Source organism: Bradyrhizobium sp. 930_D9_N1_4 (assembly GCF_052076015.1).
Lineage (GTDB): Bacteria > Pseudomonadota > Alphaproteobacteria > Rhizobiales > Xanthobacteraceae > Bradyrhizobium.
The window spans coordinates 1,214,165-1,226,596 of the sequence record NZ_CP197236.1; the positions used below are offsets into that span (position 1 = coordinate 1,214,165).

A 12,432-nucleotide genomic window follows, 5' to 3' on the forward strand; every position below is an offset into this window, starting at 1 on the left:
CGTGACGCCCATCATGATCGCTGCCCTTGGATTGCTGATGGTCGCCACCGCGTTCCTGTCGGGGCTGTTCGGCATGGCCGGCGGGCTGATCCTGATCGGCGTGCTCCTGGCGCTGATGCCGCTGCCCACCGCGATGGTGCTGCATGCGATCACGCAGATGGCCTCGAACGGCTGGCGCGCGTTGCTGTGGCGGGCGCATATCCGCTGGCGGCCGGTCGCGAACTACATGGTCGGCGCTGCCATCGCGCTCGCGGCCTGGTCGATCACCCGCTACGTGCCGGACAAGCCGACGGCGCTGCTGCTGCTCGGCATCACGCCGTTCATGGCGCGGCTCATGCCCGCGAACGTCAAGCCGGATCCGGACCGTCTCTGGCAAGGCACGGTCTATGGCACGATCTGCATGGGCCTGATGCTGATGACCGGCGTATCCGGCCCGCTGCTCGACACCTTCTTCCTCGGCGGCGATTTCGGCCGCCGCGAGAAGGTCGCGACGAAGGCGATGTGCCAGCTCGTCAGCCATTTCACCAAGCTGATCTATTTCGGCGGCCTGATCGACCAGGCCGCGAGCCTCGACCCCGTGCTCGCCGGTGTCGCGATCGCAGCGTCGATGCTCGGCACCACGCTGGCGCGGCGCATTCTCGAAGCCATGACCGACCAGCAATTCGTGGCGTGGTCAAACAAGCTGATCACCACCATTGCCTGCTACTACATCGCCTATGGCGGCTGGCTCATGCTCCGCACACCGGTGCTGGCCGCCTTCGACAGAGGAGGTTTGCATGAGCGAGACAACCGATCCGCTGGTGCTGGACTTCGTCGAATGGATCGCGCGCGAGCCGCGCGCCTATGCCGAGGTGATTTCGACCTGGAAGACCTCGTGCCCGCGCCTCACCATCTGGGAAGACGCCGCTGAGTGCGGCTACGTCGCGCGGGAGACGCTGCCCGGCATCGGGCTGGTGATCGCGGTGACGGAAGGTGGCGAGCGGTTGCTGCGAACGAACGGGCGGTGATTGTCCTTCGCCTCTCCCCGCTTGCGGGGAGAGGCCGGAATTTGCAAAGCAAATTCCGGGTGAGGGGGAGCCTCCGCGAGTCCGTCTCTCACCGTGATTGCGGAGACCGCCCCTCACCCCAACCCTCTCCCCGTAAGAACGGGGAGAGGGAGAAGACTCAGCGCGCCCCTCTCGCCACATCGTCATTGCGAGCGCCAGCGAAGCAATCCAGAATGTCTCTGCGGCGGCAGTCTGGATTGCTTCGTCGCGAGAGCTCCTCGCAATGACGGAGCATGTGGAGGCGCCTTTGTCACTCAAGCTCTTCGAACTCGTCGGCAGCGACGCATCGCGCCCGTTCAGCCCGTATTGCTGGCGCACGCGGATGGCGCTCGCGCACAAGGGGCTGTCGGCGGAATCGCTGCCCTGGCGCTTTACCGAGAAGAGCGCGATCTCGCCGCACGGCTCGGAGAGGGTCCCTGTGCTGCTGCATCATGACAAGCCCGTCGCGGATTCCTGGGCGATCGCGAACTATCTCGAAGACAGCTTTCCGGATCGCCCGTCGCTGTTCGGCGGCGAGGGCGGCCGCGCCGTGGCGCGCATGATCAATTCGTGGGGGGATATCGCGATCGTCGGCGGCCTTTCTCCGCTGATCATCGCCGACATCCCCAAAAACCTCGCCGAGGTCGATGCCGAATATTTCCGCAAGTCGCGCGAGGCGCGGTTCGGCGGCAAGCCGCTGGAAGAGGTCCAGGCAAGCCGTGAGACCGGCGTCGTCGCCTTCCGCAAGTCGCTGGAGGTGTTGCGGCAGACGTTGAAGAAGCAGCCTTATGTCGGCGGCAGTGCGCCGAACTATGCCGACTACATCGTGTTCGGCGGCTTCCAATGGGCGCGCGTGGTGAGCCCGTTCAAGCTGCTGGAAAGCGATGATCCGGTCTATGCGTGGCGCGAAAAGCTGCTCGATGCATTCGATGGCATGGCGCGGAAATCGCCGGGGTTCGCGGTGTAGGCTCGCTTGCTTCGTAGGGTGGGCAAAGGCGCAAAGCGCCGTGCCCACCATCCCTCCGGTCGCAAAAAATGCGTGCGCACGCTTTCGCTTTGCCCACCCTACGACACTGCCTCAGCGGCCGCCTTGCGCAAACAGTCCCGGCACAGACAATCCTCGCCCTTGACCGGCATCGGCAGCTTCGCGGTTTCCTCCGCGCACCAGCACTCGCCTGACAGATCGCAGCCGAATTCGGTGCCGCAGCGGGCGCAGCTCAGGCGGCGCGGTTCCGGCAAGGCGATTTGTTTCGGATTTGTCATGATTTGCGCAAAGGCTTTGCCGTCGTTTTCATGTCGGGTTCATCTCCCGCTGCGGTATATTACGCGCTGCGCATGGTTCAGGAAAGCGGTTGGCAACGCGCGAAGGACAAATCGATGGCCCGCGATTCGCAAGCCGCCCTCGTTGCGCTCAACCGTTTCGGCTTCGGCGCCCGCGGCGGGGCGTCCGGCGATCTGATCAATGCCGCATCCGATCCGCGCGGCTTCGTGAAGGCGGAACTCGCGCGTCCCAATGGCGTGCTGCTGGAAGCGCCCGGCCTGCAATCGACGCCGCAGTTGGGGCAGGCGGTGTTCGCCTATCAGGACCAGGTCAAGCAGGCGCGTGAAGCCGCCAAGGAAACGGCAAAGGAAACAGCAAAGGCTGCTGCGCCCGCCGAGGCGCAGCCGCAGGCACCGGCCGATCAGAAGCCTGCCTTGCGCCGTCATCTCTCGCTGAACGCGGCTGCGACCGAGATCGGTGGCCAGATGGCGGATGCGAAGCAGATGGACGGCACGCCGAAGCCGGACATGATGCAACCCGGTGCTGCTGCGCCGCCTGCCGCAAAGCCCGCGCCGCAGCCGCTCAACGTCATTCAAAAAACCTTTCGCGCCGAGGCGCTGGCGCGGTTGCAGCGTGCCACCCTGGTCGAGTGCGGCTTCACCGAGCGGCTGGTCGTGTTCTGGTCCAACCATTTCTGCATCTCCGCCGGCAAGGGCGAGCTGGCACGGATCTGGGCCGGTGCGTTCGAGCGCGAGGCGATCCGGCCGCATGTGCTCGGGCGCTTCGCCGACATGTTGAAGGCGGTCGAGCAGCATCCGGCGATGCTGTTCTTCCTCGACAATCAGCAATCGCTCGGGCCGGACTCGCGCGCGGGGCAAAACCGCAAACGTGGGCTGAACGAAAATCTCGCGCGCGAGATCATGGAGCTGCATACGCTCGGCGTTGGCGGCGGTTACACGCAGGAGGACGTCACCTCGCTTGCGCGTATCATCACCGGCTGGACCTTCGCCGGAAGGCAGGGGCAGCTGGGCACCCCGGGTTCCTTCGTGTTCAACGCCAATGCGCACCAGCCCGGACCGCAAATGCTGGTCGGCAAGAGCTATGAGCCGACCGGCCTTGCGCAGGGCGAAGCGGCGCTCGCCGACATCGCGCGGCATCCCTCGACCGCGAATTTCATCGCCACCAAATTTGTCCGTCACTTCGTCGCCGACGATCCGCCGCCGGCGCTCGTGGCGCGGTTGCGCGATGTCTTCGTCAAGACCGACGGCGACCTCAAGGCGCTTGCCACGGCGCTGGTCGATTCCGACGAGGCCTGGAAAGCGCCGCTGACCAAAATGCGCTCGCCCTATGATTTCGTGGTCGCCAGCGGACGGCTGCTCGCGCGTGTGCCGGAGGATCCCGGCGGCATTCTCAACAATCTCAATCTGCTCGGCCAGCCGTTGTGGTCTCCGGCCGGCCCGAACGGCTTTCCGGACACCAGCGCCGCGTGGGCCGCGCCTGAGGGCATCAAGCTCAGGCTCGACATCGCCGCGCAGATGGGCGCGCGGCTCGGGCCCAACATCGATCCGCTCGACTTGCTCGAATTCGCCGCTGCGGACGCGGCCTCGATCGAAACGCGCAAAGCCATCGAGCGTGCGGAGTCGCGCCAGCAGGCGCTAGCGCTGTTGCTGATGTCGCCGGAAATGCAGAGGAGATGACGATGATCGACTGCGTCGAGAACCGGCTCCTCACCTCGCGCCGCGGCTTGCTGCTCGGCGGCGCGTCCTTTGCGGCCTGGGCCTATCTTCCCAAATTCGCGCGCGCGGCCGATGGTCGCGATCCCCGCCTGGTCGTCGTGATCCTGCGCGGCGCGCTCGACGGGCTCTCGACCGTCGCGCCGGTCGGCGACCCCGACTACGCCGGCCTGCACGGCTCGATCGCGCTCGCCGCTGACGGCGCGCATGCCGCGATCATGCTCGACAGCTTCTTCGCGCTGCATCCGGCGATGCCGGAATTTGCGCGCATGTATCGCGACAAGCACGCCGCGGTGATCCACGCGGTCGCGACGCCCTATCGCGACCGCTCGCATTTCGACGGCCAGGACGTGCTCGAAAGCGGCTATGCCGGTCCGGGCCGCGTGCAGTCCGGCTGGCTCAACCGCGCACTCGAAGCGCTGCCGCGCGGCGAGCGCGTGTCGAGCGCTCTTGCGGTCGGCCCCACCACACCGCTGGTGTTGCGCGGCAATGCGCCGACTGTCGGCTGGGCGCCGGTCGCGCTGCCGCCGGCCGACGACGACACCGCGATGCGTCTGGTCGATCTCTACCGTCACCGTGATCCCGCGCTGGCCGCGGCTTTGTCGCAAGGCCTTCAGTTGGACAAGGCCGCAAGTGGCGACGACATGAAGCGGAAGCCGGGCAATCAGGTCGCGCAGATGCGCCAGGTGGCGCGCGGCGCCGCAAAACTGATGGCGGGCGACGACGGCCCGCGCATCGCTGCGCTCGCCTTCGACGGCTGGGATACGCATGCCAATGAAGGCGGTCCGGTCGGGCGTCTTGCCTTCCTGCTCGGCGGCCTCGACGGCGCGCTCGCCGAATTCGAAACCGGCCTCGGCGATCGCTGGCGCGACACCGTCGTCGTCGTCGCCACCGAATTCGGCCGCACCGCGCGCATCAACGGCACCGACGGCACCGACCACGGCACCGGCACCATCGCGCTCCTCGCCGGCGGCGCCGTGAAAGGCGGCCGCGTCATCTCCGACTGGCCCGGCCTCAAGCTCGCCAACCTCTATGAAGGGCGCGACCTCAAGCCGACCACGGATCTGCGTTCAGTGATCAAGGGCGTGCTACAGGGGCAGTTCGGTTTGTCGGATCGCGTGCTGGCGGAGACAGTGTTCCCGGACAGCGCGGGAGCGCGACCGATGAAGGGGCTCGTTGCCTAACCCACGAAGGCCGTCATTCCGGGCCCGCGCCTTGCGGCGCGTCCCGGAATGACGACATGATGAGCCGATCATCAGGAGACCGCCCCATGTACATCGCCATGAACCGCTTCCGCGTCACCAAGGGTTCTGAATCTGCCTTCGAACAGGTCTGGCTGACGCGCGACACGTTTCTCGACGGGGTGCCAGGTTTCGTCGAATTCCATCTGCTGCGCGGCCCCGAGCTCGAGGACCACACGCTGTATGCCTCGCACACGATCTGGGCCAACCATGCGGCGTTCGAGGCATGGACCAAATCGGAGGCGTTTCGCGCGGCGCATCAGCGCGCCGGCGACAACAAGCCGCTTTATCTCGGCCATCCCCAGTTCGAAGGCTTTGAGGTGATGCAGACGGTGGGGCGCGGCGCCAAGTAGCGCCGCATCCTTTATTGTTTGAGCATGATCTTTCCGGAAAACCGCTGCACACTTTGCGCTAACGCGGCCCTCCGGGTCCGGATCATGCTCTAGCCCTGCGTGATCTTGTCGATCTCCGCCGTCTCCTCGGCGCTGAGCTTCCACGCGATCGCCTTGACGTTCTGCTCGATCTGCTCGGCGCGGGTCGCACCCGCAATGACGCTGGAGACCTGCGGGCGGCCGGCGAGCCAGGAGAAGGCGAGCTCGAGCATGCTGTGGCCGCGCGATGCCGCGAAGGCCTGCAGTTTCTCGACGATGACCTCATTGCGCGGCGTGACGTAACGGTCGCGCAGCCGCGGCGTCTGGCCGAAGCGGGTGTCGCCGGGCGCGGTCTCGCCTTTTTTGTACTTGCCGGTCAGAAGTCCGCTTGCGAGCGGGAAGAACGGCAGCAGGCCGAGCTTGTATTCCGTTGCTGCCGGCAGCAGGTCCTTCTCGATGTCGCGCACGACGAGAGAGTATTCGTCCTGGCAGGAGACGAAGCGGCTGACATTCATCGCGCGCGCGACGTACTCGGCTTCGGCAATGCGCCACGCCGGAAAGTTCGAGTTGCCGATGTAGCGGACCTTGCCCTGGCGGACGAGATCGTCGAGCGCGCGCAGGCTCTCCTCGATCGGGGTCAGCGGGTCGTAATCGTGCTGCTGGTAGAGATCGATGTAGTCGGTCTTGAGCCGCTTCAGGCTCGCTTCCACCGCATTGAAGATGTAGCGGCGCGAGGCGCCCTGTTTGGTGCCGTCTTCCGCCATCGGCTTGGAATATTTCGTCGCCAGCACGATGTCCTTGCGGCGATCGCCGAGCACCGCGCCGAGCACGTTTTCCGACCCGCCCATGTTGGAATAGATGTCGGCGGTGTCGAACAGCGTGATGCCGCTGTCGAGCGCCTTGTGAATCACCTTGCGCGAGGCCTCGAGGTCGATGCGCTGGCCGAAATTGTTGCAGCCGAGCCCGACCGCAGACACGCGAAGGCCGGAGGCGCCGAGATTACGAATTTCCATGGGAAGTCCCGTCAGCAGGAGAGCAGTGGGACATTGTGACTGCCGGGCGCCGCAGCGGCAAGCTGCTCACCGCGTTGCTGCCATGCTGAAAAAGCGCAGACAAAAAAATGCGGCCCCTGTCAGACGCGGCGACTGACGGGGACCGCTTGGGGCGCTTGATCGGTGACGGGGGGCCTGATCAGACGCAACTGCAACTTAATCCCGGTGTGTAACGCGCCGGTGACAGCCGGAGTTATCCACAGCCAGCATGATCCGGACCCGGAGGGCCGCGTGAGCGCAAAGTGCGCAGCGGTTTTCCGAAAAGATCATGCTCAAAAACAAGCTGCCGCCACGGGCCTAGATGACCTTGCGATAGATGATGAAGCCGGGGCGCTCGGCAACCTTGTCGTAGAGGCCCCGCGCCGTGACGTTGGTCTCGTGCGTCTGCCAGTAGACCCGCGACGATCCCGCAAGTTTCGCGCGCTCGTACACGCCGTGGATCAGCGCCGAGCCGACACCCTTGCCGCGTGCGGCTTCTGTCGTGAACAAATCCTGCAGATAGCACAACGGCTCGATCGCGGTGGTGCTGCGATGAAACAAATAGTTCGTCATCCCGAGCAGCTTGCCGTCGCTCTCGGCGACCAACCCGTGCACCGGTTCATAGTGATCGAAGAAGCGCTGCCACGTGACGCGCGTGATGTCCGGCGCGAGCGCGGTCGGGCCCGAGCGGCCATAGAAGGCGTTGTAGCCGTCCCATAGCGGCAGCCATTGATCGTAGTCCTGCGGTGCGATGGAGCGAATGGTGAGCGACATGTGAAATTCCCGGGATCGATGAAGCGTCCTTCATACGTGATGATGGACGTGCCGATCAATCGCGCATCACTCCGCGACGCGCAGATACCGGATCAGCTTGCTGCCGGTGGGATCGCGCAGCGAGCGGTAGTAGTCGGCGCGCGCCGGCGCATCGGTGTGGCGGACGAGGTCGGTCACCGGCGTGTAGCTCAGCATGCGGCCGCCGTCGGGCAGCGCGGCGCAGACGAAGCGCAGCACCTCGCCGTTGCGCAGGGCGATGTTGATCGGCGTGGCATCGCCGATCCGCACCATCTCCATGCGCTGGGCGATGAAGGTGCCCAGCTCGTCCTCGGGCAGCTCGAACGCGCCGGTGTCGCGGCCGTGATACATCAGTGCGACGAAAGGCGGCTTGCCGTCGGCGATCTCGTCCGGCAGCGCAAAATAATCCCGGAACGCGCGGTTGATGAACTCGGCGCGGGTCTCGGCATCGAGCAGCACGATGCCGATGTCGACCTGGTCGAGTGCCGCCGACAGCCGTGCGGCCGTGGCATGGCTCTGGCGCTCGGTGGCAAGGGCGCCGAGCAGCCGCTCGCGCATCAGCCCGGTGATGGCAGCGGTGCCGAAGGCCGTCAGTGCGAGCAGGCCGAGCCGGATTAGGTCTGCCGGCACATCGAGGGAAGCGCCGCGGTGATTGAGAAAGAACAGCGCCGCGCCGATCACCGCGAGTGACGCGCTGGTGATGGCGGAGGCAAAACCCGACAATGCGCCGGCAAGCGCGACGATGCAGACCAACAGCGGCGCAGGCGAGGGGAGGGGGACATAATGATCAAGCGACATCGTCAGCAGCGCTGTCGCTGCCGTCAGCACGGGACCGGAGATCGCACGCCATCCGAACCGCATGGGCCTCGCTCGTTCCTCCCTGAACGAGATAAGTCCGTCAGACTGACCTGAGGTTGCACGATGGCAATGCGGATTCGTGGAGTGCGCTTAAGGAGCGCTTGCGACGGTGCGCAAAGCTTGTCGATGATTTTAGACCAAATGCGCGTGCCTGAGGCGCTGCTGGAGCGCGGGCGCATTCAGCGTCGACGTCCCCGAGCTCTTGCGCATGCCGGTGAAAATCAGCAGCGATGCCGCGACCAGGATGGCCGCAGTCAGGGTGATGGCAACGATGACCACAGGCGATTTCATCAATGTCCCGTCGCGACGCCGGTTGGCGCGGGCCGCGCGGCACCTTGAAGGCAGGTCCAGAATGAAACGGGGATCAGACCGGCAGGCCCATCGCCATGGTCGCCTTGGTCGACAGCACTGTCAGGGTGACGATCAGGCACAGCGAGAGTGCGGCGACGGCGAGCGAGGCCGCGACCGCGTTGGTCAGCCGGGAAGACGAAACGGTATCGGTCTGGCCTTGAAAGCCTGCCGTGCCGGACGCCCGAATCATGCTCTAAATCCTTCAACGTGCGAGCGAATCACCCGCGACACCGAACAATTTCGCTGTTGCAACAGGCAACATTGGGGCGGCGATCCCGGCGAAAACGGCGGGATTGGGGCAAAGGTTAACGATATGCCCGCTATTCGTTAACATTTTTGGGTTGGTTGGGATCGGTCGAGCCGCGAACTCGGTGCAACCTCTCCCGCTTGCGGGGAGGTCGGCGCGAAGCGCCGGGTGGGGCTTTCCCCTCTGGGCGATTGTCCCAACGAGGAAACGCCCTCTCCCGCAGGCGGGAGAGGGAGCGCAGCTTCTCAGGCCCCCGCCGCGATGCTGGCGGGGTCGTCGATGTCGGCCGGCCGCCAGTCCATCGCCACGAAGCCGGGCGCGGCTTCCACCCGCTTCAGCCAGTCCCGGATCGCCGGAAAGGGCGAAAGATCGAAATCGCAGCGGTCGGCGAGATGGGTGTAGCCATACAGCGCGATGTCGGCGACCGTGAGTTGGCGGGCGGCGAAATAGGCGTTGGTCTTGAGGTGGTTCTCCATCACCTGGAGCGCGCCATAGCCGCGCTCCATCCAGTCCTCCAGGGAGTGGGTCTGGAGATCGCGTCCGCCCTTGACCAGCGAGAGCCAGAAATAGGCCGCGCCGATGTTCGGCTCGAGCGCGTGCTGCTCGAAGAACATCCATTGCAGCGCGTCGGCGCGGTCGATCCGGTTCTCCGGCGCGAGCGGCGTGCCCACGGCGACGTACCAGAGGATGGCGTTGGACTCGGCGAGAAAGCGGTCGGCGCCGACCTCGAGCAGCGGCACCTGGCCGGACGGGTTCTTGGACAGGAAGTCCGGCGTCTTGCTTTCACCGCGCAGAATGTCCACCTCGACCGCTTCGTAAGGCAAGTTCAACAGCGCCAGCGCAAGGCGGACCTTGTAGCTGTTGCCCGAGCGTTGCATCGAATAGAGCTTGTACATTCTGGGAGTTCTAAACCTGGGACGGGGAAGCGCGACGCACCCTGCGCACGCGCCGCGGCTAAACAATGATGCCGATGCGAATCCGCCGCAAGGGCCAGCCAATAGAAAAACTCGAAAACCCTACCGCATTGCAATGAAGCGGAAGATCATTTCCGTGCGGCCATGCAACTCAGTTCACGCTTGCGTCAACGCGCGGAGGCATGGCGCCGTGCATTGGTGTAAAGGCGTTAATGTCTCCGTCGTGCCCGGGCTTGTCCCGGGCATCCACGTTCTTCGTGCCGCGTGGCAAGGCGTGGATGGCCGGGACAAGCCCGGCCATGACGGCGCAAAACCTTCGCTCCACGTGCAAAATTGCTCCGAGGACAAGCCTTGCCGGATATGAGGGTTTTGCGCGGCAAAGTTGCGGAAAATTGCGAGGAATCCAGCCTTGAACCGCTCCAGATCCCGTAAACTTTTGCGAGATCGGGCCGAAGTTTCTTGCGATGCAGCGGCACACGTTTTAGGGTGTCGTCATTCCCACAATTGGAGTCGTGAGGCCAAAGGGTTCACGACGCTTGTCAGGAGATGACGATGCCCTTCCTTGCCGCTGCGCTCGACCGTGTGAAGCCGTCCGCAACCATCGCGGTCACGGATAAAGCACGCGCGCTGAAAGCGGCGGGCCGCAACGTCATCGGCCTCGGCGCCGGCGAGCCTGACTTCGACACGCCCGCCAACATCAAGCTGGCCGCGATCCACGCCATCGAAGCCGGCAAGACCAAGTACACCGCGGTCGACGGCATCCCCGAGTTGAAGGAAGCCATCATCGCGAAGTTTCAGCGCGAGAACGGCGTCGTCTACAAGCCGAACCAGATCATCGTCGGCACCGGCGGCAAGCAGGTGCTCTACAACGCGCTGATGGCGACCATCAATCCGGGCGACGAGGTGATCATCCCCGCGCCGTACTGGGTCAGCTATCCCGAGATGGTGGCGCTCGCCGGCGGCGAGCCGGTGTCGGTGGTCTGCACCGCCGCGACCGGCTTCAAGCTCCAGGCCGATGCGCTCGAGCGCGCGATCACGCCGAAGACCAAATGGGTGATCCTGTGCTCGCCGTCGAACCCGACGGGCGCCGCCTACACCAGGACCGAACTGAAGGCGCTCACCGACGTGCTGGTCAGGCATCCGAATGTCTGGGTGATGACCGACGACATGTACGAGCATCTCGTCTATGACGACTTCCAGTTCACCACCGTCGCGCAGGTCGAGCCGAAACTCTACGACCGCACGCTCACCGTGAACGGTGTGTCGAAGGCCTATTGCATGACCGGCTGGCGCATCGGTTATGCCGGTGGTCCCGCGCAGCTGATCAAGGCGATGTCGACGATCCAGTCGCAGTCGACCTCGAACCCGTCGTCGATCGCGCAGTGGGCTGCGGTCGAAGCGCTGAACGGTCCGCAGGATTTCATTCCCGCCAACAACAAGGTGTTCAAGGAGCGCCGCGACCTCGTCGTCTCCATGCTCAACCAGGCCAAGGGTATCGAGTGCCCGCGTCCCGAAGGCGCGTTCTACGTTTACCCGTCCTGCGCCGGCACGATCGGCAAGACCGCGCCGTCGGGCAAGGTGATCGACAACGACGAGACCTTCGTGACCGAGCTCCTGGAAACCGAAGGCGTCGCCGTGGTGCAGGGTTCGGCCTTCGGCCTCGGCCCGGCATTCCGCATCTCCTACGCGACCAAGACCTCCGACCTCGAAGACGCCTGCAAGCGCATCCAGCGCTTCTGCGGTAATCTGCGGTAAGCCTGTCGCGACAGTGCGAATTGGAAAGGCCCGCTTCGGCGGGCCTTTTTTGTTCTGGCAGGTGAAGATTTGCTCAGGGCAAGAGGCGCACCGCTCTATCCCCGTCATTGCGAGCGGAGCGAAGCAATCCAGAATCCCTCCGCGGAAAGACTCTGGATTGCTTCGCTCCGCTCGCAATGACGGAGGAGCTGGCACCCCCATCGCTCTTGTGGCATAGACCATCGCGCGGCGTGTGCCGCGCCCGCTCTGCTCGCATCACATTATCGCCGGAGACATTCATGCGCCGTTCGTTCATCTTCGCCGGGCTCACTGCGGTCAGCCTCGTTGCCTCCGTCGCCAACAGCGACGCTCAGCAGCAGCGGATGGTGCGGGTTGGCGTGCTCGAATGCCGCGGCGGCGCCAGCGTCGGCTTCATCGTGGGCTCGGTGACCAATCTCGGCTGCGTCCTGCGCGCCGACGGCCTGCCGGAAGATCGCTACGTCGCGACCATCCGCAAGGTGGGCCTCGATATCGGCATCACCCAGGAGACCTCGCTGGCCTGGGGCGTGTTCGCGCCGGTCGACCGGCTCGGCCCCGGCGATCTCTCGGGCAATTATGCGGGCGCGCAGGGCAGCGCCTCGCTCGGCGTCGGTGTCGGCGGCAACGTGCTGGTCGGTGGCTCCAATAATTCGATCTCGCTCCAGCCGCTCAGCGTGCAGGGCCAGGTCGGCCTCAACGTCGCCGCGGGTCTGGAGAGCCTGGAACTTCGCCCCGGTCGATAAGAACTGGCCGTTAACGATTGCGTATGTGTATCGCGCCGTTCCGCCGGCGCGATCACAAGGACGCAGCGCAGCGATTTTTGACGCTTGCCAAA

14 protein-coding genes and 1 pseudogene are annotated in these 12,432 nt (G+C 65.0%); 8 read left to right on the forward strand and 7 right to left on the reverse strand.

What is annotated here, in order from left to right; genetic code table 11:
• Position 1: 1 nt before the first annotated feature.
• From AB7532_RS05640 to AB7532_RS05650, 3 genes and pseudogenes are all read left to right on the forward strand, one after another.
• Positions 2-775 (forward strand): annotated as a pseudogene (locus AB7532_RS05640) (TSUP family transporter); the annotation flags it as partial.
• 1 nt (position 776) lies between these two features.
• Positions 777-1,007, forward strand: coding sequence for a hypothetical protein (locus AB7532_RS05645; RefSeq protein ID WP_441233831.1), 231 nt, complete (start codon positions 777-779; stop codon positions 1,005-1,007).
• A 286-nt stretch (positions 1,008-1,293) separates the two neighbouring features.
• Positions 1,294-1,992, forward strand: a complete 699-nt coding sequence (locus tag AB7532_RS05650) for a glutathione S-transferase family protein (RefSeq protein WP_441233832.1) — start codon at positions 1,294-1,296, stop codon at positions 1,990-1,992.
• Between the two features lie 98 nt (positions 1,993-2,090).
• On the opposite strand, the gene AB7532_RS05655 is transcribed toward AB7532_RS05650, so the two are convergent.
• Complete coding sequence (locus AB7532_RS05655; RefSeq protein ID WP_441233833.1) at positions 2,091-2,288, reverse strand: cysteine-rich CWC family protein; 198 nt, start codon at positions 2,286-2,288, stop codon at positions 2,091-2,093.
• Between the two features lie 114 nt (positions 2,289-2,402).
• Here AB7532_RS05655 and AB7532_RS05660 point away from each other — a divergent pair, with 114 nt between their 5' ends.
• From AB7532_RS05660 to AB7532_RS05670, 3 genes are all read left to right on the forward strand, one after another.
• On the forward strand, positions 2,403-3,983 hold the full coding sequence (locus AB7532_RS05660) for a DUF1800 domain-containing protein (protein ID WP_441233834.1): 1,581 nt from the start codon (positions 2,403-2,405) through the stop codon (positions 3,981-3,983).
• 2 nt (positions 3,984-3,985) lie between these two features.
• Positions 3,986-5,203 (forward strand): DUF1501 domain-containing protein, encoded by a 1,218-nt coding sequence (locus tag AB7532_RS05665; protein WP_441233835.1) that lies wholly within the window; start codon positions 3,986-3,988, stop codon positions 5,201-5,203.
• An 86-nt stretch (positions 5,204-5,289) separates the two neighbouring features.
• Positions 5,290-5,613, forward strand: coding sequence for an antibiotic biosynthesis monooxygenase family protein (locus tag AB7532_RS05670; protein WP_441233836.1), 324 nt, complete (start codon positions 5,290-5,292; stop codon positions 5,611-5,613).
• Between the two features lie 89 nt (positions 5,614-5,702).
• On the opposite strand, the gene AB7532_RS05675 is transcribed toward AB7532_RS05670, so the two are convergent.
• The 6 genes from AB7532_RS05675 to AB7532_RS05700 all read right to left on the reverse strand — a co-directional run bounded on the left by AB7532_RS05675 (position 5,703) and on the right by AB7532_RS05700 (position 9,806).
• Positions 5,703-6,644 (reverse strand): aldo/keto reductase, encoded by a 942-nt coding sequence (locus tag AB7532_RS05675; protein ID WP_441233837.1) that lies wholly within the window; start codon positions 6,642-6,644, stop codon positions 5,703-5,705.
• A gap of 336 nt (positions 6,645-6,980) precedes the next feature.
• A complete protein-coding gene (locus AB7532_RS05680) occupies positions 6,981-7,436 on the reverse strand; it encodes an N-acetyltransferase family protein (protein WP_441233838.1) in 456 nt (151 codons plus the stop codon).
• A 66-nt stretch (positions 7,437-7,502) separates the two neighbouring features.
• Positions 7,503-8,315 carry a PAS domain-containing protein gene (locus AB7532_RS05685; protein WP_441233839.1) on the reverse strand — a complete coding sequence of 271 codons (813 nt, stop codon included), beginning with the start codon at positions 8,313-8,315 and terminating at the stop codon, positions 7,503-7,505.
• A 129-nt stretch (positions 8,316-8,444) separates the two neighbouring features.
• On the reverse strand, positions 8,445-8,603 hold the full coding sequence (locus tag AB7532_RS05690) for a hypothetical protein (RefSeq protein ID WP_441233840.1): 159 nt from the start codon (positions 8,601-8,603) through the stop codon (positions 8,445-8,447).
• 73 nt (positions 8,604-8,676) lie between these two features.
• Positions 8,677-8,853 carry a hypothetical protein gene (locus AB7532_RS05695; RefSeq protein ID WP_441233841.1) on the reverse strand — a complete coding sequence of 59 codons (177 nt, stop codon included), beginning with the start codon at positions 8,851-8,853 and terminating at the stop codon, positions 8,677-8,679.
• Between the two features lie 302 nt (positions 8,854-9,155).
• Positions 9,156-9,806: a glutathione S-transferase family protein gene (locus AB7532_RS05700; RefSeq protein WP_441233842.1), complete on the reverse strand. Its 651-nt coding sequence runs from the start codon at positions 9,804-9,806 to the stop codon at positions 9,156-9,158.
• Between the two features lie 570 nt (positions 9,807-10,376).
• On the opposite strand from AB7532_RS05700, the gene AB7532_RS05705 reads away from it, so the two are divergent.
• Both AB7532_RS05705 and AB7532_RS05710 read left to right on the forward strand, forming a co-directional pair.
• Positions 10,377-11,579, forward strand: coding sequence for a pyridoxal phosphate-dependent aminotransferase (locus AB7532_RS05705; protein WP_441233843.1), 1,203 nt, complete (start codon positions 10,377-10,379; stop codon positions 11,577-11,579).
• Positions 11,580-11,857: 278 nt separating this feature from the next.
• Positions 11,858-12,340 (forward strand): DUF992 domain-containing protein, encoded by a 483-nt coding sequence (locus AB7532_RS05710; RefSeq protein ID WP_441233844.1) that lies wholly within the window; start codon positions 11,858-11,860, stop codon positions 12,338-12,340.
• Positions 12,341-12,432: the final 92 nt, after the last annotated feature.